Genomic DNA, 21,709 nt, shown 5'->3' with positions numbered 1-21,709 from the left:
CGAACCAGTGAAGATTCTGGCATTTAAAGCGTGCTTTGAGGGTTTTTAAGGCGCAGTTGACTAACCGCGCAGGGCTTTTTCCATGATGATTGTGCGCTCGGCACCGTAAAACTCGTCCGTGACTTTCTGAAAGCCCAGAGAAAGGTAAAACCCTTCTGCCGTGATCGATGACGGCACACGCAACAGCTCCACTCCATTGCGCGCGGCTACCGTTTCGAGCGTCGCCATCAGTTGACGCCCCATGCCTCTTCCCTGATGGGCTGGGTCGACGAAGACGCTGCGGACGGTGTCTTGATCGAGACTTGCAGTAGCAACGATATGATCGTCAATGCTTGCGACATACACCTGACGGCACGTCAAAAAGTGCAGGACTGCTGAAGGTGAGAAGCTCTGCTGCACTTGCCTGATGATGTCCGGCGAATAATCCTGAGCATTGGATTCGCGCAGCGTGGTCATTACGAGCGCGCTTATTGCTGTTGCATCCGTGCTGACGGCGTTTCGAATCACACAGTCCATTGGCTACTCTTGCTCGCGTGGATTTAATTGCTCCGGGGCGGAGCGTTTAGCCGTTTTGAACCGACGTGTCACTGATCGTCGGCAACGACACGCAGGCTGTCCCACAGCCCCATCACCTGAGTCACTGCGCTATCCAGCGTGGCATGCGCGACACCGTCGCGTGCCAGTGTCGACAAACCGAGCATAAAGCTGTCGAACACGGCGGCGAACGTCTCCGGTATCACCGTAGCAGGCAATTCGCCTGAGGCAATGGCGCGGTCGATGCACGCTATCAGACCTGCACGGTTCAGATTCCTCGCCTGTGCCAGAGGCGCGGAGATGGCCTTGCTTTCCTCCGAGCAAGCGCTCATCAGGCCTAACGATACCAGACATCCCTTGGGGTGATCGGGCTCACATTGCATTTTCGCGGACCGGCGAAGGGTAAGTTCAATCGCCTCTCTAGGCGGCAGGGTCGTATCAAACAGGCTGTCGGTGACTCGGCCGTGGGTAGTGAGGTAGCGCTCCATGACCTCAGTGAACAGCGCCTGTTTTGAACCGAAAGCGGCGTAAAAGCTGGGCGCGGTGATGCCCCCGCCAATGTTGGCCTTGAGCTGGCTAAGGGATGTCGCATCGTATCCATGCTCCCAGAACAGGTGCATTGCCTGAGTAATTGCCACGTCACGGTCAAACGTGCGCGGACGTCCCATTTGTGCCATGTCGATCTCCTCCAGGAGCTTGAATACGGGTAAGCACTTAAATACTAATCGATACATAAGTCATTGACTACCGGGTTGCGCCTCCCTATATTTATACCGATCAGTATATTAGTGAGTGAAATCGAATGGCTATGGGTAAAGAGCAGGGCGAAAAACTCCCGCTCGGGGCATTGCTGGCACTGGCGATGACCGGGTTTATTTGCATCGTGACCGAGACGCTGCCTGCGGGTTTGCTGCCCGAGATCGGCACGGGCCTTGGGGTATCGGCGTCGTTTGCCGGGCAGATGGTGACCGTTTACGCGCTAGGGTCACTGCTGGCCGCCATCCCGCTGACCATCGCCACGCAAAGCTGGCGCCGCAGGACGGTGTTGCTGCTGACGATCATCGGCTTTCTGGTGTTCAATTCCGTCACGGCGCTGTCGTCCGATTACTGGCTGACGCTGGTCGCGAGGTTTTTCGCCGGCGTTTCTGCGGGCCTCGCCTGGAGCCTTATCGCGGGTTATGCACGGCGCATGGTGGTGCCGCAATTGCAGGGCCGCGCCCTGGCGATAGCCATGGTGGGAACGCCCATCGCGTTGTCGCTGGGCGTGCCTCTGGGCACCTGGCTGGGCGGGTTTATGGGCTGGCGCATGGCATTCGGATTGATGTCGGCGATGACCTTGCTGTTGATCGTCTGGGTGCTGGTCAAGGTGCCGGACTACCCTGGCCAGTCCTCGTCACAGCGCATGGCATTGCGTCAGGTGTTCTTCACTCCTGGCGTACGCTCGGTACTGGGCGTGGTCTTCACCTGGATGCTGGCTCACAACATTCTTTATACCTACGTCGCGCCCTTTGTTTCCGGGGCCGGACTGGCGAGTGACGTTGATTGGGTGTTGCTGACATTTGGTATCGCCGCGCTGGCGGGTATCTGGGTAACGGGACGGCTGGTTGATCGCCATCTGCGCAAGACCGTGTTGGCAAGCCTCGCAACCTTCGCAGCGGTTTCGGTTTTTCTGGGCGTGTTCTCAGGCTCTGCACCGGCTGTCTACTTGGGGGTGTTTATCTGGGGGCTGACGTTTGGCGGCGCTGCCACGCTTCTGCAAACCGCGCTGGCCGATTCGGCAGGCGAAGGCGCTGACGTGGCGCTTTCGATGAACGTGGTTGTCTGGAACAGCGCAATTGCCGGTGGTGGTTTGTTGGGGGGTGTTTTGCTTGGGCATTGGGGCGTGGGTGTATTCCCCTGGGTCTTGCTTGTGTTGTCAGTGCTGAGCCTGGTGATTGCGTTGCGTGCTCGGGTTCATGGCTTTGCGGGAGGTAATCGGCTTACAAAGTAAACCGATGGAAACGCTTCTTGGCCTGCGCTTTGCGCAACACACGGCCGTCGGCGAGGCGACCGCGATGGCGTGATCGCGTCGCCGGCCGATCAGTCATCAGGCAATGCTGTAAGCGTTGAACGCCTTGCCCTGTTGCAGGGCGGTGACGATGTTTTTACGGGTCACCGGCAGTTCGCTGCCTTGATTGTCGACGAAGCTGGTTTCCTGCAGTTCGGCTGCATCGCCTTCACCGACAAAGGTGAAACCGAGGAATTCAAGGGCTTCGCGGTCGACATTCAGGTTGGAGCGCGGGGTGCGTAGCGGCAGGCTGACGCTCTGGCCGTCCTTGCTGATGGTGTAGACCTCGGCTTCCTTCTTGGCGCGCGTCGTCTTGCTCTTGGCGGTATACGGGTTGCTGATCGCTTGATGCGTCTGGTTCAGCACTTTGAGCGCCAGGCTGTAGACCAGCTCCTGAAACGCCGGGTCGTCCTTGTAGCTGGACAGAATCCGGCTGATCGGGAACTGCGCGCCAAGATCGGCCAGTGCCGCGCTGTCTGCCGCTTCGGCATCCTTGAGGCGCTTCAGTTGGCCCATCAATTCGTAGGCTTTGTCGTCATCGTGCTCATCCTGCGCCAGGCGAATGGCGGCACGCAGCTCGCGGATTTCTTCGCTTTCCTTGGCGGTCTGGAACGCATCAAGCACCATCTCACTGATGGTCTTGGCCTGCGGCACGTGCTGCGAAAGACCAATGGCGCTTTCGTATTCCAGCTTGGAGGAGGTCAGGGCTTCGTTGATCTGGGAATCAGGCATTGAATTTCACTATTTCAGAATTTGAGGCGCGAAAGGCTCTGGGCGTTTCGGGGGGCGTAATTTAGTGGAGCCGCGCGAGGATGTCACGGACCATTAGCTGAGGGGGCTGACTTGAGCCGTTCAAGCACGTTAAGTGAGGGGCCAGGTGGGTACCACCAGATGGATGTGATGGACAAAACCCTGAACGTTTCCGCGATAGTGTTTGCCACCTTGCGTAATCAGCTTGCATGCCATCTGTGTCTTGAAGCGGCAGTCTGGATCAGGCTTTTATGGCGTATAAACCACCGATAATAACCAGTGAAGCGCCGACTAATGTCCATGCGAAGTATGACAAAGGTCCCGGCGAACCCTACCGCTGCAGCTATCCAACGACGCAGGCCAATGAATTCGCCCAGAATCATCCCTGCAAGGCCCAGCGTCATCAATGGAAACACTGCGTAAAGCGCGTGCATTTGCGCAAGGCCCAGAAATCGCAATCCAAAGGCGAAAAGGACTACGTCGGTCACTCCCAGGAGTGCCCGGGTAATTTGAAGTCCGGGTTTTGCGCTCCGTACAGAAGCCCTGAGACTGCCGTGACAGGTGGCATACCCCACCGCAAAAATCACGAATACCCAATAGCGCACCATGATCATCTGCGCGACAGGAAGGTCTTTGACCAGCACCTTGGTGATCCCGTCCTGCGTTGCAAAGGTGAGCATTGAAAGCAGGCAGAGAACTATTCCGAGTTGTGGGCGGGCACTGCCAGAAGTCCGTTCGGTACTGACCGATGGTTCACCCACAGGCTTAACCTTCGCGACCGGCACGCAACGCCTGCCAACTGATAACAGAGCTCACCCCAAGCCGTGTCAGGATTTTTGGAGGTAGTTTGCTGGGGCCGGGCGTGTCGCAGAAGTCGTCCAGAAATTTCGATTTGGTAGCGGTCGCCAGTTCAGCCGCCATCACCCCGGCCAGGGTGCTTTTGACGGTGCCAAGGCCGTTCTCGCAGCAGGCGGAATACAGGTTTTCTTCAATTTCTCCAAAAGCGGGTGCGCTGTTCATGCTCAAGCAAAGACGTCCTGCCCAACTGAACTCCAGTGCAGTTGACTTTAATTCAGGAAATCGGGCATCCAGAGAGTGCCGTTGCTCCTTTGCGACTTCCGCGACCCGCCCTGAGGTCACCTGGATGCTCGGGTCATAGGTGAATTTGGTGCGGATGACTATCCGCGACAGCCCGTTCATCGTTATTTTCCGTACCGTTGCCCCCATGGGGTCTGCAGGCAGTAAAGCCCATCTTTCCCGGCCTGTCGCCCCTCGTTTGAATTCATCATCACGGTAACCTGCGGTCATGGAAGCGTAAGTAAAGACGTGGAGCAGCCGGTCCTTGAAGTGACCGAAGTCTTCAATGTGACCGTTGACTGCCAGTATCACCTTGGGCGCCGTCACTGCGCCGTGATGAGATCGCGCGGTCCAGTCAGCGCCGGAGCGTGATAACTCGACAATCGGCGAGCGCTCGTAGAGGCTGATGTGCGCATCCAGTCCGGCGGCGAGATCTCTGATGTATTGTGCGGGCTGGATCATCACCGCACCTGGCGTATAGAGCCCGCTGTGGTAATAAGTCGAACCCGTTATTTCGCGCATCTGCGCGGCATCAAACAGCTCGAAACCCTCGCCGATCCCTTTGAGCGATCGCGCGTAGTTGCTGTTCAGCCGTTCGCCGCGCTCTGTAGCCGCAGCGTTGATCTTGCCTGAAGGGTCGAAGGTTTCAGCGGACATGCCGTAGTCGCGTGCAGCTTGGGCCGCAAAGCCAATCGCGAAGCGGTTTTGCGCGATTTCCCGGGTCGTCGCTGAATCTCCGGCCACCGAATATTCCCCCGACGAAAGACTGTGGGGCACGTCGATCATGAAACCCGAGTTGCGGCCTGCGGGCCCCTTGGCGACCTCGTGAGAGTCCACCAGCACAATCCGATCCTGAGGTCGCAACTGGGCCAGCCTGCGCGCGGCGGAGAGGCCGGCGAAACCGGCCCCAATAATCAGCCAGTCCGCCGTCACGCTTCCATCAAGCCTACGCACAGGAGTAGAGCGTGTGGAAATCGCCTCCCAACCCGAAACACCGGTGTCGACCGGCAGGCGCTTGATGGAGTGAGTGTTCATTTTACGGTCTCGTCAACCGACCGATCAGACACATCGATCCAGATAGTTTTGATTTCGGTGTATTGATCGTGAGCAAAAACCGACTTGTCGCGCCCACCGAATCCCGATTCCTTGAAGCCGCCGAACGGGGTAGAAGCATCGCCCTCACCGAAACAGTTCACGGTGACGATACCTGCACGAATTTCCCGTGACAGCTTGATCGCCTTACGCAGGCTGCCGGTGTAAACCGATGCGGCCAGGCCGTACACCGTGTCGTTGGCCAGGGCGATTGCCTCAGAGATCGAGTTGAAGGTGGTCACGGACAGGATCGGGCCGAAGATCTCTTCCTGGAACAGTCGGCTGTCACGCTCGACGCCATCAACCACCGTCAGCTGGACGAAAGCCCCCTCTTGGGTGTCGCCGCCGTAGACGATGTCCAGTTTGTCGGCGTTGGCGTAGTCGAGATACGACTTCACCTTGGCGAAGTGATCGCTGCTGACCAACGCGCCGACGCGGGTTTGCGGGTCCAGCGGATCGCCCATTTTCCATTCGCGAATATAGGCGCCCATGCGCTCAAGCAGTTCGTCCTTGACCGACGCATGCACCAATAGCCGGGACGTTGCCGAGCAGTTTTCGCCCATGTTCCAGAACGCGCCGTTGACGACTTGTTCAGCTACCAGGTCCAGGTCTTCGGCATCTTCCATCACCACGGCCGGGTTCTTGCCGCCGCATTCAAGCACCACACGCTTGAGGTTTGAATCGGCGGAGTAATGCAGGAAGCGTCGACCGGTCACGGTAGAACCGGTGAAGCTCACCATGTCGATATCTTTGTGCAGGCCAATGGGTTCGCCTACGTCTTTGCCGGTCCCGGTGATAATGTTCAACACTCCGGCGGGCACACCGGCTTCAAACGCCAGCTCAGCGACGCGCAGTGTGGTCAGGCTGGTTTGTTCGGCAGGTTTGACGATCACCGAACAGCCGGCGGCCAGGGCCGGACCGATCTTCCAGGCCAGCATCAGCAGCGGAAAATTCCACGGCAATACGCAACCGACCACGCCGATAGGCTCGCGCACCACCAGGGTCAACGCGTCGTTTCCAACGGGCGCCGTGTGGTCATACAGCTTGTCGATCAACTCGGCATGCCAGCGCAGGGTATGAATGGTGTCCGGCACGTCTACCAGTTGGCATTCCCGTACCGGCTTGCCGCTGTCGAGGCTCTCCAGCACGGCGAGTTCGTGACGGTTGTCTTCCAGCAATCTGGCGAATTTCAATAAAACGCTTTTTCGCTCGCCTGGTGCGAGCAGCCGCCAGCGTCCGTCATCAAAAGCCTTTTTTGCCTTGCTGACAGCGTCATCCACGTCTTCGGCGCGGCAGGCCGCCAGATCACTCAGGAACTCACCGGTCGCCGGGTTGATGGTTGAAAAGGTGGCGCCAGAGATCGCGGGTTTATAGGCGCCATTGATGAACGCATTGGAGGGAAACGAAATCGATTGGGCGATGGCGGCATATTCATCTGCGGTAAGAAGATCATGCATGGCTGGCTCCGGAGATAATGTGGGCGACGGTGCGCTTAACGTTGGCAATAACGGTTTGAAGACTTCTTTTGTCTTCAGCGTTCAACGGGCGCAAGGGCGCGCGCACATCCCCGACTTTCAGACCGTTCAACTCACAACCAAACTTGATGCACTGTACGAACTTGCCACCGTCGAGTGCGTGCATCAGCGGCATCATGGCCGACATGATTTGCCGACCCTTGTCGAAGTTCTTTTCAATCACACAGGCTTCATACAGTGCAACGTGTTCTCTGGGCAGGAAATTGGAACCGGCACATACCCAACTTCTGGCACCCCAGGCGAAGAACTCCAGCGCCTGATCATCCCAGCCACAGGACAGGGCGATATGCGGGAACTCACGGGCGAGCAAATGCACACGGCCCATTTCCCCGGAGCTTTCCTTGATGGCAATGACGTTTTTGGACTTGCCCACGCGAGCGAGGTAGTCCTCGTTCATTTGCACGCCCATCCGCCCCGGGTAGTTGTACAACATGATCGGCATGTTGGCCGCGCGATCGATGGTCAGCGCATGTATGGCGTTTTCCTGATCCGTTGGCAATGCGTAGGGCGGGGTGGTGACCAATATGGCATCGGCCTTGAGGGCCTTGGCATCCTTGGCAAACAGCACGGCATCTTCGGTGCGGATCGCGCCGGTGCCGATGATCAATTGCACCCGGTTACCCATCACATCCTTGGCGTGAGCGGCGAGTTTCAAACGCTCTTCGGCAGTCTGTGCGTAATATTCGCCGGTCGAACCGCCGATAATAATGCCATGCACGTTTGCCTCTATAAGAGACTCCAGCACTTCAGAGAATACCGCCCAGTCAATGTCGCCATCAGGCGTGTGCGGCGTCACCGCGGGTGTATAGATGCCTTCGAATCTCAAGAGGATTACTCCGAATAGTCATGACCTGAAATCAATAAGCGTGCGCGTCTCGCCGTCTCGCACACGTTAAAGTGTCAGGTTGGTTGTCGTGGCGCAGGTATCCCGTAATGGATCAAGCATGTCCTTTTTACAAGTCCATCTTTCTGTCAGCGTTTTAGTGTTTTCAAACGTTGTAAGTTGTTCTGGCGGCGATTGATGAAAACGCCGCCCGTGCAGGTTTATCCCACCGACTTCAATTTGATACTGGCTTGAGCACGGTCGTCTCCCAGCCGGTCGAGCATGATCTCGCAATACCAGTCATCAAACTGGCAAACACCATTTTCAGCCTTGGAAGAGAAAGGACCCGGCTCATAAGCAGGAGAGTTGACCCCCACTTGTGCGCCTTCGACCAGGGTGCGGTCTTGATCATTGGTTGCGAGCCAGACTTTGGTAAGCCGGTCGAGGTCGTAGTCCAAGCCTTCCACGGCCGTTTTCTTGACGATCCACTTGGTGGTCACCAGCGTCTCGTTAGGCCCCAATGGCAGTACCCGGAAACTCAGGGCATGATCACCCAGGAAATGGTTCCAGGTAGACGGGTAGTTGAAATACAGAAGGGCGCCAATGTCGGCCTCGCCGCTGGCATCCAGCCTGACAGCGACTGCGGGCTTGCCATCCATTGTGTAGCTGACGGCCCCGGAGGACAGCGGGATGCGAGTGATGCGGAAGCGCCCGTCGTTGTCCATGACCAACCGGCTAGGCAGGCCCGCCGCTTCGCAGCGATCCCAGTGCGCAGTCAATTGGGGGTCATCGCTGCCACCGACGCCTGCCACCGACAGGTTCTCGACGAATGAGTTCATCAGTTCAGGGTGGGTGCCGTCGCAGTGATAGCACTCGCGGTTGTTCTCGAAGACCAGCTTCCAGTTGCCTTTTTCGATCAGGTTGGATTCGAAGGCAACCTTGCAGTCTTCCAGATTGTGCGGCATCAGGAAGGGGGTAACGGCTTCGCGGAACGCGGAAAAGTCCGGAGCGGCCTCTGCCACACAGACATAGATGTAGGTATTGACGATCTCGCAGTGCACCGGTTTCAGGTTGTACTGGGATTTATCGAAGTCATCACCCATGTTGCCAGCAAACAGCAGGCGACCATCGAGCTCGAACGTCCACTTGTGATAAGGGCATACCAGCTTGGCGACCTTGCCTTTGGCCTCGGGGCAGACCTTCGAGCCTCGATGCCGGCAGGAGTTATGAAACGCACGAACCTGACCGTCTGCGCCGCGAACGACAGCGACCGGGTAATCGCCAATTTGCAGGGACAGATACTGACCTGACTTTTCCAGTTCAAAGGTATGGCCAGCGAAAATCCAGTCCTTGTGCCAGAGCTGCTGCAGATCCTGCTGATAGACAGCCAGGTTGCTGTACAACGCTCTTGGTAACGCATGACGGGGTTTACGTTGTGCAATAAGCTTCGAAACGTCTGATCTTGTATTCACGTCCCACCACTCCGTTAGCGTTTGGTGCTGCTCACAAAGCGTAAGCAACAGCCGATAATTAGGGTGTCGAACCAGCCCCTGCGCACTGAGGAGTCAATCCCGAGCGGCCTGTTAGTTCTTCCGGCCTTTGTGAAGGTTACGTGTAGAAATCGATCACCAACAAGAAACATTTATGCACGGCAATGCATAAACAAATGTTATCAATGCTGATATTCAGTCAGGCACAGCAGAGCAGAGCAGGGGAGCGTTTATGACTTCAGTACCCGGACGCCAAGCCCCCCAACCTGGAGCTCTACGCATTTGTGCAGTACCTGTCCATTCCTGCGGCAACGGATAAATACGCAAAAAGAGCGTTGCGCTGCCGTGGCGTGGCCGGGTCAAAATTGAGGCCGATAGAACCGGTCACGCAAAATGAGAAAGCAGCCAATCGCGCAATCGGCAACAGCCGCGATCACTTTCCCGATCTACCTTGAAGGCAAGATAGTGTTGTGAGTCCTTGTGGACGACCTCTTTCTGGATAGGCCGCACTAGCGCGCCTTTTTCGAGGGACTCGGCCACCAGATGGCTCCAGCCCAATGCGACACCCTGATTGGCCAGGGTCATGTTAATGACGACGTTGTAGTCGTTGGCGCTGAATACGTGAGGGCGGTTGTGGGTTCGTTTTTCGATATCGGTGTCGTGGAACGCCAGCCATACACCCCAGTCGATGTGCTCCGCCACTTGGGCACGGCCGTAAGGGCTCAGATTAAGTAACGCGCTGTCGCGTAACCCTTCCAGGGTCGCGAGTTCCGGGTGCTCGTCGCGATAACGGGGGGTGCAGACCGGGAAAATCACGTCATGGAACAGCGGGTAGCTGCGATAACCACTGTGCACGCTGGAAAACTTGGTGATGAAGATGTCGGGAGTCACCCCTGGCTCCATGGAGAGAAAGTTCTGTGTGCTGATGAGATTGAGGTCGATGTCCTGATTGTCGTTGAAGAACCCCGGCAGCTTGGGCGACAGCCAAAGCGCTGCGAACGCTGCCGAGCAGCACAGCGTGACCTCGGACTTGCCGGCCTTGTAAGCCCCGACTCGCTTGGCCGCCTGGGAAATATTGACGAACGACAACTGTGCTGCGTCGAAAAATGCCGAACCGGCCTCGGTTAGCTCGACCGCCCGGCCAACACGCTTGAACAGTTCAACTCCCATGTAGGCTTCGAGTTCGCGAATCTGCCTGCTGATTGCTGCTTGAGTTACGCACAGTGCCTCTGCAGCCCGGGTGAAGCTCTGGTACTTCGCGGCAGCAACGAAAGACTTGACGGCCTTGAGAGATGGCATTTTCAGCAATGTATTGTCAGGTTCTATGTGCTTAACCATAACGCAGGGTATCCATTCGTTCTGACATCTGGCGCACAGGGTTGATGCGCGATCTTTTATCTGAACGGCCCTTGGGCATATAAACGCCCAGGGGCCAAAGCTGCTCAGCGTTATGGCAGGCCGAGACCAGGTTTGTCCATACAGGGGCGACAGGTATGTCGTTTTCAGATACGTCATGATCAATAACCTGACGTTATTGATTGCTTGGAGGAAATGTTGTTAGACGTTGGGGGGCTAAGGTAATAACTTTGTCATCACAGCTCAGGTCTCAAAAGAAGCCGTTGATTAATAAATAATAATAAGAGGATTTAACGATGTTTCCTGTTTCTCTTCGAGCATTTCCTCTGCCGCTATAAGTTAATTCCCATCGGTATGGGCGTGCCTGTATTCGATTCTTTTTAAGCATTCGCAGAAGGAAGGGATTATGAGTCATGGCGACGAAATACTCTCAGTCAACAACATTTTCAAGGTCTTTGGTGCTCAGCCAAAGGTCGCAATGGATATGCTCAAACGCGGTGCCGGCAAAGACGAGATATTCAGCAAGACGGGCCGGGTGGTCGGTGTGTTTGACGCTACATTTTCGGTAAAACGCGGAGAAATCTTCGTGATCATGGGCTTGTCGGGTTCTGGCAAGTCCACCATGGTGCGTCTGTTCAACCGTCTCATTGAACCCACGTCTGGAACCATTCATCTCAATGGCAAGGAAATTACCGGCCTTTCGGATGAGGCGTTACTGGATGTACGCCGTAAGGAAATGAGCATGGTGTTTCAGTCATTTGCGCTCATGCCGCACTTGACGGTCATTGATAACGCCGCTTTCGGGCTCGAAGTTTCAGGTGTCGCCGAGCAGGAGCGACACGCGCGTGCTCGCGAAGCGCTCGAACAGGTCGGTCTGGCTGGGCATGAACACAGTTACCCGCATCAGTTGTCTGGCGGTATGCAGCAACGAGTCGGCCTGGCTCGCGCATTGGCCAACGACCCGGCCATCCTGCTGATGGATGAAGCCTTCTCTGCACTGGACCCGCTCATTCGCCACGAGATGCAGGGCGAACTGATACGCCTTCAGGCCGAGCAGCATCGCACCATCATTTTCATCTCCCATGACATCGAAGAAGCTATTCGTATTGGCCATCGCATCGCGATCATGGAAGGCGGACGCATCGTGCAGATCGGTTCCCCTCAGGAGCTGCTGTGCAACCCGGTCAACGATTACGTCAAAGCATTTTTTCAAGGCTTTGACCGCTCGAAAATTCTTCGGGCGGGCGACGTGGCGACGGTCTGTGCAGAGCATCCTTACGACGCGCATGCATCCAGACCGACACTGCAATCCGATACCCCTCTGCAAGACATCTTTCACATTGTTGCCGATGCCGTGCATCCGGTCGCTGTTGTGGATCGACACGGTGTGTTCAAAGGCACTATTTCCAAGAGTCTGTTGCTGCAGACAATGAGTCGTCATTGACAAGCATCAACCGAGCGATTCATCAGGCTCAGCTACTCAGGTATCCAGCATGTCCGATTTCAGCTTTCTTGATCCGTTCCAATCCCTGACTATCCCCCTCGGCCAATGGGTCGAGGTAGTGCTCAATTATATGGTCCATAACTTTCGCGAGGTCTTCCGCTCCATACGCTGGCCGGTTGATCAGATCCTGAATGGTATCCAGGGTGGCCTGTTGTCGGTGCCGCCGACGATATTCATTATTTTTGCCACGCTCTTGGGCTGGCAGGTGGGCGGGAAAAAAGTCGGCGTTATGTGTTTTGTCACCCTCACGCTGCTGGGGCTGATCGGCGTCTGGGCCGATGCAATGACAACCCTGTCGCTGGTGCTCACTTCACTGGTGTTCTGCGTGGTGATCGGGGTGCCATTGGGTGTGCTCTGTGCACGCAGTGACCGACTGGAAAGAGTGCTCCGGCCAGGACTGGATGCCATGCAGACCTTGCCAGCGTTTGTTTATCTGGTGCCGGTGGTGATGTTGTTTGGTATCGGCAACGTTCCCGGTGTGCTGGTCACCATTATCTTTTCAGTCGCGCCGTTGGTACGCCTGACCAATCTGGGCATCCGGCAAGTGCCGGAAGACAAGGTCGAAGCTGCCCGAGCATTCGGCTGTACCCGTCGGCAAATGCTGTTCAAGGTGCAACTTCCGCTGGCGGCACCCACGATCATGGCGGGCCTGAACCAGGCGCTGATGTTGTCACTGTCCATGGTGGTGATCGCCTCGATGATTTCCGTGGGCGGTCTGGGGCTGATGGTCCTTCGCGGTATCGGTCGACTGGATATGGGCCTGGCAACGGTCGGCGGTGTGGGGCTGGTCTTGCTGGCTATCTTTCTTGACCGGTTAACCCAGGCCATGGGCGAACGCAGTAATAAAGCGGTTAATGGAGAACATTGGTACCAGACAGGGCCAGTCGGAATAGTGTTCAAACTTAAAAAGAAGACGGCTTCAACACCTGCCGGCGCACCGCTCAACGACAATTGATAAGCGTCGGAAGTTGATGTGATCGCTGCACACCTGCCCTTACCCTTATGCAAGGTAGATGACGATGAATGCTGAAAATTACAGAGTAAAAACGACGGTTATTCGTTGTATGACCGTCTTGGCGCTTGCCCTGTCTCCGCTTATGGCTTCGGCTGCCCAGGAACCCGGCAAGGGCGTCTCTATCACACCGATCTTTCCAAGCATTGCGGAGGAGCGTTTTCGCGGTGAAATCGCCATGGCAGGGCTTAAAGAACTTGGTTACAAGGTGGAGCAGCCTAAGGAAACCGATTACCCGGCAATGATGCTTGCGCTGTCTTACGGTGACGCTGATTTCACCGTACATGCCTGGGAACAGTTGCACGCCTCTTTTTATGCCAAGGCGGGCGGCGACGATACGATGGTTAAAGTCGGCGCTATTATGCCCGGTGTTCTTCAAGGCTACATGATCGACAAGAAAACGGCTGATCAGTACAAGATCACTTCCGTCGAAGACCTGAAAAAGCCGGAAATCGCCAAGCTGTTCGACAGCAATGACGACGGTAAAGCCGATATGACCGGCTGCAACCCTGGCTGGGGCTGCGAGGTTCTCGTCGAGCACCATATGAAAGCGTACGGCCTTGAAAAAACCGTTACTGACAACCGCGGCTCCTACTTCGCTCTCATGGCTGACACCATCGCTCGCTACCAGCAGGGCAAGCCGATTCTTTACTTCACCTGGGTTCCGCAATGGATTTCCAGCGTGCTGATCGAGGGGCGGGATGTGGTCTGGCTGACCGTTCCCAAGACCGATCTGCCGGGCGGGAAAAACGACGTCGATACGACGTATAAAGGCAAAAACCTGGGCTTCGCGGTCGATACTGTCCGGGCCGTTCTGAACAAAGAGTTCGCCGAAAAGAACCCCGTGGCGGTGAAGTTTCTCTCCGAGATGCAAATCACCACCGATGACGAAAGTGCTCAGAACCTGAAAATGCACAACGGCGAAAACTCGGCTGCGGACATCAAGCGCCATGCGGCTGAATGGATTGCCGCTCACCGTGCCGCCTACGATGGATGGCTGGCCGATGCACGCGCCGCTGCGAGGAAATAGATAGCCACCAGCTTTGCCAGAGGCTGCCCGTTTTCGGGCGGCCTTTTTTATACCTTACGTGAAGAAGGAAGAATGCATGTCTCTTTATTCATTCATTCAGCAATTAAAGTTTGGCGATGCGCCGTCTGCGACTCGTAAACGAATTGAAACCTGCTTGCTCGACATCATTGGTGTCGCGGCCGCCGCCCGTGAAAATGGTACCAGCCGTATTCTCAAAGAGTTTGCGGTGGCCAATTATGCAACGGGCGCACCCTGCAGTCGGTTGTGGTTTGACGGCAGGTCTGTACACCCACTGGGCGCTGGCTACGCCGGAGGTTTCAGCGTGGATAGCCTGGATGCCCATGAAGGCCACTTCACCTCCAAAGGTCATGCGGGGGCCACTGTTGTACCCGCGATCATCGCGTTGATCGACGCCTATTGCGCCCAAGGCAAAAGTATCAGCGGCCAGGAGATGCTCTGCGTTTTGATGATTGGTTATGAGACTGCATTAAGAGCCGGTCGAGCGCTGATGGCCACGGCGCCGGAATATCACGCCTCGGGGGCTTTTTCCGGAATCGGCGTGGTGTGCGCAGGGGCGCGGCTGCTCAAGCTGGATGAAGCCGCCTTTCACCATGCGTTGGGAATTGCAGAGTATTTCGGTCCGCGCTGCCCGATGATGCGCTTGGTGGATTTCCCTTCCATGCTGCGCGACGCCCATGGAGCCGGTGCCCATGCCGGGATTAATGCGTTGCTGATGGCACAGGCCGGGGTCACCGGCGCTCCTGCCGCAACGGTGGAAAGCGCCGAAGTCGCCCGGTTCTGGCAGAGCATGGGCGACACCTGGGAAATTGACGAGCAATACTTCAAACCATGGCCAGTCTGTCGCTGGGCACAGCCAGCATTGACCGCCATGACCGGCCTGCTGAATCAGCATCCACAGATCACAGCGGAGCAGATCGAGTCCATCCACATCCAGACTTTCCATGAATCGGTGCGGTTGCAAGGGCATACCCCGAAAAACGCCGATGAGGCGCAGTATGCGCTGGCGTTTCCGGTCGCTGCGCTGGTGGCACGTGGGCGTATCGGCCCTGAGGAGGTCACCGGTGCAGCCATACATGCAGCGGATATTCTGAAGGTCAGCGCAAAGGTCCGCATCTCCGAGGCTGCCGATCTGTCAGCGCGGTTTCCCGAGGAGATCCTGTCGCGCATTAACGTTCAGCTCAAGGACGGCTCCTCTCTGAGCAGCCCGACGACCTGTGCCAAGGGCGACCCTGGCCATCCGCTGTCTGACGTGGAGTTCATCGAAAAATATCGATTTTTTTCAGAGCCGAGCCTGGGTGTGTCTCACAGTCGTTTGCTGGAACAGGCAGTTGCCAACCTGGCGCAAGAGCCTGATTGTCAGCGGCTGCTGAGTCTTCTGTTGTCGCCGGTTCAAACCATCAACGCATAAACCGGCAATGGTATTGGAGGTTAAAACCCATGACCTATGTTTTCGAAAGCGTCCTTCAGGACCAGAACATGCGGTATTCGTCTTCCGGCAAGAAGGCAGTCAACCCACGAGCCGTCATTCGGGTAGCGTTTATCCTGATGGACAACTTTTCGTTGATGTCCTTTACCGCCGCGATGGACGCACTGGTCACGGCAAACCTGATGGGCGATGCTCCGATTTTCGATATCGTGAAGATCGGCCTCAAGGGCAGGGTGGCGATGAGCGATCTCGGTATCGCGATCCCCACGGACCTGGATCTTTCGGAGCTGCGTGCGCGGCATGACTTGCTGCTGGTGGTCGGCGGCCTGCGTGTCGATCTGAAAAGCACGCCCTGCCTGCGGCGCAAGTTGTTTGCGGCGGCTTCTGCGGGCACCAGCCTGGGCGGGCTGTGGAATGGCGCTTACTTCCTGGCCGATGCGCGGGTAATGGGGGGGCACACGTGCGCCGTTCACCCTGATGGACGGGCCATGATGGCCGATGCTTTTCCTGACTTGAGAATCTCTGACCGCAGCCACGTCGTTGATCTGGAGCGGGTGACTTGTGCGGGTGCCAGTAGCTCGTTGCGCATGATGCTGGAATACATCCGCGTCACCAAAGGCAGTTCACTGGCCCGCGCGGTAGAGGAAATCCTCGGCTGTGACGAGCATGAACAGGTCTGTGGTGTGTCGACTGTCGCCGTCGACTCGGACCCGACCTTGCCGCAGGCGCTGAAGGTGGCATTGGAGCTGATGCAGAAAAACATCGAAGAGCCCCTGAGCCTGGACGACCTGGCGGCCTGTGCAGGGATCTCGAAAAGACAGCTGGAGCGGCGTTTCTTCCGCTTCATCGGGGCCGCCCCGGCTCGCTACTACCTTGAATTGAGGCTGACCCGGGCCAGACAACTTGTGCTGCAGACCAACCGATCCATAACGGATATCGCCATGGCGACCGGGTTTATCAGCATGCCGCATTTCCACCGGCGGTTTCGCGACTTCTTCGATGCTGCGCCGGGAAGTTATCGGGCAACGTATGAAGTTCGCAAGTGAGCCTCGCCTGGCGTGCTTGATCGCCGAACTTGATTTTGCCAACGGCGGGATTCTCCCTTACGTATTGTCGAGCCTGCTTGAAGCTTCTACCGATGCCCAGGATCGTGAGAATTGCTCATCAGCGCCTGAGTAATGGCGCGGATGATTCACCGCTTGCCGATGAAATACTCGAGGTTTGCCATGCCCGGGTGTCAGCTTCCTTGCCGTTATCGCCAGGCAGCGAGCTTGCCGGTGAAGGCGCGTCTTGGGTGTCAGATAGCGCTCGTCAGGTAGCCACCGTCGACCGGCAACACCACGCCGGTCACAAATGACGCCGCATCCGAAGCCAGAAAGGCAATCACCTTGGCGACCTCTTCAGCACTGCCGAAGCGCCTCATCGGCGTGCGGGACAGCAAGCGGTCGATCCTCGGTTGATCATCGATTTTCGCCAGCAGGGGGGGGGTGATCCACCCCGGCGCCACGGCATTGACGCGAATATTGTCAGGAGCGTAGGCCTCCGCCAGGGACTTAGTGATCTGGACAATCGCCCCTTTGGCTGCCGAGTAAGCCACGAGTTTTCCCCCGCCAAAGTAGGAGAATACCGACGCGATGTTAATGATCGACCCACCTTGCCTGGCCAGCAGCGGATGCGCCAGGTTGATGAGACGGTAAACGGCATTGAGTTGAACCGACAACACCTGGTTGAAGGCCTCCCACTCCATCTCCTTTTCGCCCAGGGTGCCACCTGCAGCCGGTACCAGAATATCCAGGCGGTCCAGGCTTTGGATCACGCCTTTGAGCGCATCATCGTTGGTGACGTTAACCTCGCGAAGATCGAGCTCAACCCCCTCGGCGATGATTGTCGCGTCGGCGCCCAAGCCGATAGCCACCACCCTGGCGCCATGCCGGGCCAGGTACTCGGCGGTCGCTTGGCCAATCCCGGACGTCCCGCCGCTGACGAGCGCGACCTTGCCTTCAAACAGCGTGCTGCTGAACATAGTCATCGTTACCTCATTGAGTCAGTTAAACGCTTTACGCATTCAGTTCGTACTGGGTGGTGTTATCGCCAGGCTTGCTGCCAATGCCTACCAGGAAGCTGGTGCCACTCGCGTCGTCGGTGCTGAAATCCAGACCTTTGCGCTTTTTCAGGTAGTCCACCGGGTTGGATTCAAACGCACCCGCGTGCACATAAAAACGCGGGTTCACTTGATACTTCAGGTACCCGCCCCAAGCACCGAAGGGTGGCGGCAACATGCCGCTTGAAGCATCCAGGATCGGGTCGTTGCAGGTGACCCCCGTTTCGCAGTTATAGATGTAGAAGTACCGCCGGCCATTGGTCCGTCCGACGTGCAGGTCGAGCTGACCATCGAGCCATTTTTGCTTGTAGGTCAACAGGCTCAACTGATTGCTGGCGATGTCATTGTGCAAGGGCGCACCGCCAAAATAGCTGCCGACGGCGCCTTGCCATTCGCCCCCGGTCGGCTGGCCGGTCCCGTTATCGAGGATAAAGATGGTCTGCTCGAAATGCAGGGCCGCGCCGTCCAGGCCACTGAGGGTGGCGAGGTCAACATCTGCGCCGATGTACAGGTCACCGCTGTTACCGAAGCTGTAGGGGCGCGGGCCGGTGTCGAGGTTTTTCATCGACAGGCTGGTGAATTGCACATGGGGCTGAATGCCGTAGCTGGCTAATTGCTCGCCCAGGCCGGCCTGTGGACCTTCACGGTCCTGTGCCCAAGCTTGAGGGTAGGTAAAGACCATGAACAAAAACGCGCACAAAAGAAGAGTAGGGTGCATGGTCTGGGACTCATTTTATTGTTGTTGTGATGAGTAAATAGAGCAGCGTGTTGATCCCGGATCACGCACGCTGTGTGCAGGCTTGCACTGATCGGCGTTGCAGCACGGTGGGCGCGGTTTCCTTTAGCAACAGCGACAGCCCCGCAGCCAGCACGGCGCCGCAGCAGGAGATCCACATCACAATCGACAACCCGAACTGATCGGCGGCAACCCCGGCAATGGTCGGCGCCACGAAGCCTCCCACCAGTTCGCCAATGCCCATGATCATGCCCAGAGCCGTGGCCATGACTTCACGCGGGACGGTTTCGGCTGGAATGGTGGACATGAACAGCGTGAAGCAGCCAAGCCCGGTGAAGGTGAGCACCATCAGCACGCCGAGTATCATCGGCGAAGGCGCGAATAGCAGGGCTATCGGGCAGCAGGCCGCAATCAGCGAGAACAGCACCAGCGTCGGACGGCGGCCGATGCGGTCGGAAATGCTGGGCACCGCAAACCCCCATACAACCCAGGCGGCACCCAGGCAACTCATGATCGTGCCCATGCTCGGCGCGCTGTAACCGCGGACGCTGACCAGAAACGTCGGGGTAAAGGAGATCAGGATCACGAACCAGGTCAGAAATACGCAACTGATCAATGTGCACAGCACGATATTGCGACTTTTAAGCAGTGCCAGGCGATGCCCGGTGAGCTTGACGTTACTCACCGGAGCCTGACGAGGTTCATCGTGGCGCACGTAACGCCAGATAAGCCAGGCGATGAGCAGTCCTGGTAGCAGCGAGACAATGAACGCATGCCGCCAGCCATAGGCCTGCGCCAGGGCAATCAACACCGGAGGGCCGATGACCGCGCCCAACAGACCCGCCGCCGAGCCTTGAAGCAAGCCCATGTTCAAGCCCCGGCGATGCGGCGATGACGCCTCCACCATCATCGATTGGGACAACGGCAGGATGGGCCCCTCGGCCAACCCCATGATGGCGCGAAACAGCAACAGGCTGAGGAACCCCGCGACCAGCCCCGAGAGGGCTGAGCACAGCGAAAACAGGATGACCGCGGCAATCAGCAGCGGCTTGCGTACCCCTCGGCGATCCGACCACGCGCCTACTAGCGTCCCGGAAATCGCCCAGGCCAATGCCAGCACCGAAGACAACATGCCAAGGTGGCTGTTGCTCAGTTGCAGCTCTCGCGCCATGAACGGAAACAGAAAGGACAGCGCCAGACGGTCGAAAAACACAAAACCGAACGTCAGGAACAACACGCAGAGCAGGACATTTTCATAACTGGCTTTATTATTGTTGTGAGCCATGGTGGTTCTCCGTAGCACGGGGTTTAACGGAACAAGCGGTCCACAGCGTCAGCGCCCAGGCCGACCTTTTCGTAGTGTTCACGGCACAGGGCAATATAGGAGTGCACGTCGAAGTAGCCGGTGGATTCGCCTTGCTCGTCGAGCCAGATCAGCGGCCCCTTGACGATGAAGAACACGCGCATGGGTTCTTCGTGCTCATAGGCCACCAGGGTGTGACCCTCGCCGGGCGTCTCATAAACGAAGTCGCCGGCGGTCGCGGTCCACTCGTGTTCCAGGTAGCCCCACTTGCCCGACAGGGTGTAGGCGAATACTTCGTGCGGGTGGTAGTGGCGATTGACCAGGCCAGCCTTGCTCGACATCAAGATGTCGCACCAGCGGTTTTCGCTGGGGGAGATCCACAGGGGGCGGGAAGAGACGGTTTCGGTGAAGGGCACGTAGAGCCGCAGATCATCACTGGCGGCATCAGGCAGGTAAACCTCAGGCTTGGCGTCGGGCTTGAAGCAGTTCGCTATGGGCTGCAGGTCTTTCCAGAATTCGTTGCGGGCTAATTCGGGCATGTCGGGCCTCTGATTGTTGGAATACAGAGGCCACTCTAAGGAGAACGGGGCACTACGGTTTGATCGAAACTGACGTCATTGTTGTCTGAATCGGACGGATATTTTCAGTTCATCGGTTGCCGTGGTTTTGTACCGGCTACCGATTGACAGCGTGCCTGGGTCGGCGGTTAATGGGGCGCTGCAGGCCCGGTAATTCGCCTTGTGCGGGGCCGAGTAGTTAATAAAAACGAGAATAATAAAAATGACCCGAACCGCCTTGCTTGATACCCAGCGTGCCAGTACCGATGACCTTCCCGTGGATCAGCGCGTAGCCTTTTGGGAGCAGTACAACGCATCGACACTGGTCGGTCTGAAGTGCTCTTCCTTCAGCGAAACCGGCTTCAGCGCTCGGGAGGACAATCTGCGTCTGGACCGGCTGCGGGTCGCCCATATTGCCGGTACCCAACACGTCATCGAGCGTGATGGTTCAATGATTCGCAGCGCGCCCAAAGAGTCGGTGTTCGTCTCGCTGGTCATGGGCAGTGCGTCGTTTTTCTTTCAGAACGGCAACTGCCATCTGCTGGAACCGGGCGAAATGATGGTTTATCGAACCGACAAGCCCTACCTGTTCGGCTTCTCCGCTTCGATGCACAAGTTTATCTTCGATATCCCTCCGGACGTGTTCGCCTCCCGCTGTCTGCGCCGCTTTGATAATGCAGTGAAGATCAGCGCACATACCGGCACACAGCGTTTACTGTTAAGAACATTGAGTGAGCGCACCGATGGTTTTTTCGAGCAGCCGCTCAGCCAAGGGGCAGACAGCTATCAAGAGGATGCCCTTGAACTGTTGGGGACTATCATTGCCGGGCAGATGGGCAATCGCCGGATCAACGCACTCAGTGCGTCATACTTGCTGGCCGCCAAGCAATGCATCCTCGAGCAACTTTCCGACCCTGCATTGAGTTGTGAGCGGGTGGCTCATCAAACCGGCGTCTCCACACGACACCTGACCCGGCTATTTGCGTTGGAAGACACACAACCCCATCGCTTCATTTTGGAAAAGCGCTTACAGGGAGCATTCCGTCTGTTGAGCCAGGCGGACAGTCGCGTTCTGGACATTGCCGAAGTTGCCTATCGTCAAGGGTTCACCAGCCAGGCGCATTTCGCCAGGGCTTTCAAGGCGTACTATGGGCGCACGCCCAGCGACGTGCGCTCATCGTCGGTCGGCGTATAGCGTCCGGGCTGCGGCCGACGCATTGTTATAAAACGGTTTTATGGAACCCAGTGGAATTCCATTACAGACTATGGGGATCGCCAAAAAACATTCTGACTGGCTCTAGTGCGGTATTTTCAG

The 21,709-nt window shown here is 57.1% G+C and carries 19 protein-coding genes and 1 pseudogene; 7 read left to right on the top strand and 13 right to left on the bottom strand.

Annotated elements, in window-relative coordinates:
- Nucleotides 1-60: 60 nt before the first annotated feature.
- Nucleotides 61-516: a GNAT family N-acetyltransferase gene (locus PSPTO_RS15880; protein ID WP_011104365.1), complete on the bottom strand. Its 456-nt coding sequence runs from the start codon at nt 514-516 to the stop codon at nt 61-63.
- A gap of 68 nt (nt 517-584) precedes the next feature.
- Nucleotides 585-1,211: a TetR/AcrR family transcriptional regulator gene (locus tag PSPTO_RS15875; RefSeq protein WP_011104364.1), complete on the bottom strand. Its 627-nt coding sequence runs from the start codon at nt 1,209-1,211 to the stop codon at nt 585-587.
- Between the two features lie 125 nt (nt 1,212-1,336).
- On the opposite strand from PSPTO_RS15875, the gene PSPTO_RS15870 reads away from it, so the two are divergent.
- Nucleotides 1,337-2,524 carry an MFS transporter gene (locus PSPTO_RS15870; protein ID WP_005766116.1) on the top strand — a complete coding sequence of 396 codons (1,188 nt, stop codon included), beginning with the start codon at nt 1,337-1,339 and terminating at the stop codon, nt 2,522-2,524.
- Nucleotides 2,525-2,620: 96 nt separating this feature from the next.
- Here PSPTO_RS15870 and PSPTO_RS15865 read toward each other — a convergent pair whose 3' ends face one another.
- The 7 genes from PSPTO_RS15865 to PSPTO_RS15835 form a co-directional block, all read right to left on the bottom strand.
- Nucleotides 2,621-3,313, bottom strand: coding sequence for a hypothetical protein (locus PSPTO_RS15865; protein WP_005766113.1), 693 nt, complete (start codon nt 3,311-3,313; stop codon nt 2,621-2,623).
- A gap of 218 nt (nt 3,314-3,531) precedes the next feature.
- A complete protein-coding gene (locus PSPTO_RS15860) occupies nt 3,532-4,092 on the bottom strand; it encodes a DMT family transporter (RefSeq protein WP_226992634.1) in 561 nt (186 codons plus the stop codon).
- Between the two features lie 4 nt (nt 4,093-4,096).
- Nucleotides 4,097-5,443: an NAD(P)/FAD-dependent oxidoreductase gene (locus PSPTO_RS15855; RefSeq protein WP_005766109.1), complete on the bottom strand. Its 1,347-nt coding sequence runs from the start codon at nt 5,441-5,443 to the stop codon at nt 4,097-4,099.
- The gene (locus PSPTO_RS15850) at nt 5,440-6,957 is read right to left on the bottom strand and encodes an aldehyde dehydrogenase (protein ID WP_011104361.1); all 1,518 of its coding nucleotides are present in this window, start codon (nt 6,955-6,957) and stop codon (nt 5,440-5,442) included. Before PSPTO_RS15850 ends, PSPTO_RS15855 begins: the two co-directional genes overlap by 4 nt.
- Nucleotides 6,950-7,861, bottom strand: coding sequence for a dihydrodipicolinate synthase family protein (locus tag PSPTO_RS15845; RefSeq protein ID WP_007246249.1), 912 nt, complete (start codon nt 7,859-7,861; stop codon nt 6,950-6,952). Before PSPTO_RS15845 ends, PSPTO_RS15850 begins: the two co-directional genes overlap by 8 nt.
- 218 nt (nt 7,862-8,079) lie before the next feature.
- On the bottom strand, nt 8,080-9,330 hold the full coding sequence (locus tag PSPTO_RS15840) for an aromatic ring-hydroxylating oxygenase subunit alpha (protein WP_011104360.1): 1,251 nt from the start codon (nt 9,328-9,330) through the stop codon (nt 8,080-8,082).
- Between the two features lie 402 nt (nt 9,331-9,732).
- Nucleotides 9,733-10,686, bottom strand: a complete 954-nt coding sequence (locus tag PSPTO_RS15835; protein WP_005766100.1) for a LysR family transcriptional regulator — start codon at nt 10,684-10,686, stop codon at nt 9,733-9,735.
- 424 nt (nt 10,687-11,110) lie between these two features.
- Here PSPTO_RS15835 and PSPTO_RS15830 point away from each other — a divergent pair, with 424 nt between their 5' ends.
- The 5 genes from PSPTO_RS15830 to PSPTO_RS15810 all read left to right on the top strand — a co-directional run bounded on the left by PSPTO_RS15830 (nt 11,111) and on the right by PSPTO_RS15810 (nt 16,743).
- Nucleotides 11,111-12,148, top strand: a complete 1,038-nt coding sequence (locus PSPTO_RS15830; RefSeq protein ID WP_011104358.1) for a quaternary amine ABC transporter ATP-binding protein — start codon at nt 11,111-11,113, stop codon at nt 12,146-12,148.
- Nucleotides 12,144-13,163: a glycine betaine/L-proline ABC transporter permease ProW gene (gene proW, locus PSPTO_RS15825; RefSeq protein ID WP_259638520.1), complete on the top strand. Its 1,020-nt coding sequence runs from the start codon at nt 12,144-12,146 to the stop codon at nt 13,161-13,163. Before PSPTO_RS15830 ends, proW begins: the two co-directional genes overlap by 5 nt.
- 109 nt (nt 13,164-13,272) lie before the next feature.
- Nucleotides 13,273-14,250 carry a glycine betaine/L-proline ABC transporter substrate-binding protein ProX gene (proX, locus tag PSPTO_RS15820; RefSeq protein WP_011104357.1) on the top strand — a complete coding sequence of 326 codons (978 nt, stop codon included), beginning with the start codon at nt 13,273-13,275 and terminating at the stop codon, nt 14,248-14,250.
- Between the two features lie 76 nt (nt 14,251-14,326).
- Nucleotides 14,327-15,679, top strand: a complete 1,353-nt coding sequence (locus PSPTO_RS15815) for an MmgE/PrpD family protein (RefSeq protein ID WP_011104356.1) — start codon at nt 14,327-14,329, stop codon at nt 15,677-15,679.
- Between the two features lie 29 nt (nt 15,680-15,708).
- The gene (locus tag PSPTO_RS15810; protein WP_005764509.1) at nt 15,709-16,743 is read left to right on the top strand and encodes a GlxA family transcriptional regulator; all 1,035 of its coding nucleotides are present in this window, start codon (nt 15,709-15,711) and stop codon (nt 16,741-16,743) included.
- A 251-nt stretch (nt 16,744-16,994) separates the two neighbouring features.
- On the opposite strand, the gene PSPTO_RS15805 is transcribed toward PSPTO_RS15810, so the two are convergent.
- The 4 genes and pseudogenes from PSPTO_RS15805 to PSPTO_RS15790 all read right to left on the bottom strand — a co-directional run bounded on the left by PSPTO_RS15805 (nt 16,995) and on the right by PSPTO_RS15790 (nt 20,376).
- Nucleotides 16,995-17,726, bottom strand: a complete 732-nt coding sequence (locus PSPTO_RS15805; protein WP_011104354.1) for an SDR family NAD(P)-dependent oxidoreductase — start codon at nt 17,724-17,726, stop codon at nt 16,995-16,997.
- A gap of 31 nt (nt 17,727-17,757) precedes the next feature.
- A pseudogene (locus PSPTO_RS15800) lies at nt 17,758-18,480 on the bottom strand (carbohydrate porin); the annotation flags it as partial.
- 97 nt (nt 18,481-18,577) lie between these two features.
- Nucleotides 18,578-19,819: an MFS transporter gene (locus PSPTO_RS15795; protein ID WP_011104352.1), complete on the bottom strand. Its 1,242-nt coding sequence runs from the start codon at nt 19,817-19,819 to the stop codon at nt 18,578-18,580.
- A gap of 23 nt (nt 19,820-19,842) precedes the next feature.
- Nucleotides 19,843-20,376, bottom strand: coding sequence for a 2,4'-dihydroxyacetophenone dioxygenase family protein (locus PSPTO_RS15790; RefSeq protein ID WP_005764499.1), 534 nt, complete (start codon nt 20,374-20,376; stop codon nt 19,843-19,845).
- A 241-nt stretch (nt 20,377-20,617) separates the two neighbouring features.
- On the opposite strand from PSPTO_RS15790, the gene PSPTO_RS15785 reads away from it, so the two are divergent.
- Entirely contained in the window at nt 20,618-21,589 is a 972-nt protein-coding gene (locus PSPTO_RS15785) for a helix-turn-helix domain-containing protein (RefSeq protein ID WP_011104351.1), read from the top strand.
- Nucleotides 21,590-21,709 lie beyond the last annotated feature (120 nt).

Source organism: Pseudomonas syringae pv. tomato str. DC3000 (genome assembly GCF_000007805.1).
Classification (GTDB): Bacteria; Pseudomonadota; Gammaproteobacteria; order Pseudomonadales; family Pseudomonadaceae; genus Aquipseudomonas; species Aquipseudomonas avellanae.
Note: the sequence above shows the minus strand (reverse complement) of the source record. Positions and strands in the feature narration are given on the sequence as shown.

What these genes read in the sequence shown, in the direction of transcription:
- PSPTO_RS15880 (WP_011104365.1), bottom strand. Translation starts at nt 516, where the DNA reads ATGGACTGTGTGATTCGAAACGCCGTCAGCACGGATGCAACAGCAATA.
- PSPTO_RS15875 (WP_011104364.1), bottom strand. Translation starts at nt 1,211, where the DNA reads ATGGCACAAATGGGACGTCCGCGCACGTTTGACCGTGACGTGGCAATT.
- PSPTO_RS15870 (WP_005766116.1), top strand. Translation starts at nt 1,337, where the DNA reads ATGGCTATGGGTAAAGAGCAGGGCGAAAAACTCCCGCTCGGGGCATTG.
- PSPTO_RS15865 (WP_005766113.1), bottom strand. Translation starts at nt 3,313, where the DNA reads ATGCCTGATTCCCAGATCAACGAAGCCCTGACCTCCTCCAAGCTGGAA.
- PSPTO_RS15855 (WP_005766109.1), bottom strand. Translation starts at nt 5,443, where the DNA reads ATGAACACTCACTCCATCAAGCGCCTGCCGGTCGACACCGGTGTTTCG.
- PSPTO_RS15850 (WP_011104361.1), bottom strand. Translation starts at nt 6,957, where the DNA reads ATGCATGATCTTCTTACCGCAGATGAATATGCCGCCATCGCCCAATCG.
- PSPTO_RS15835 (WP_005766100.1), bottom strand. Translation starts at nt 10,686, where the DNA reads ATGGTTAAGCACATAGAACCTGACAATACATTGCTGAAAATGCCATCT.
- PSPTO_RS15830 (WP_011104358.1), top strand. Translation starts at nt 11,111, where the DNA reads ATGAGTCATGGCGACGAAATACTCTCAGTCAACAACATTTTCAAGGTC.
- proX (WP_011104357.1), top strand. Translation starts at nt 13,273, where the DNA reads ATGACCGTCTTGGCGCTTGCCCTGTCTCCGCTTATGGCTTCGGCTGCC.
- PSPTO_RS15815 (WP_011104356.1), top strand. Translation starts at nt 14,327, where the DNA reads ATGTCTCTTTATTCATTCATTCAGCAATTAAAGTTTGGCGATGCGCCG.
- PSPTO_RS15810 (WP_005764509.1), top strand. Translation starts at nt 15,709, where the DNA reads ATGACCTATGTTTTCGAAAGCGTCCTTCAGGACCAGAACATGCGGTAT.
- PSPTO_RS15805 (WP_011104354.1), bottom strand. Translation starts at nt 17,726, where the DNA reads ATGACTATGTTCAGCAGCACGCTGTTTGAAGGCAAGGTCGCGCTCGTC.
- PSPTO_RS15795 (WP_011104352.1), bottom strand. Translation starts at nt 19,819, where the DNA reads ATGGCTCACAACAATAATAAAGCCAGTTATGAAAATGTCCTGCTCTGC.
- PSPTO_RS15790 (WP_005764499.1), bottom strand. Translation starts at nt 20,376, where the DNA reads ATGCCCGAATTAGCCCGCAACGAATTCTGGAAAGACCTGCAGCCCATA.
- PSPTO_RS15785 (WP_011104351.1), top strand. Translation starts at nt 20,618, where the DNA reads ATGACCCGAACCGCCTTGCTTGATACCCAGCGTGCCAGTACCGATGAC.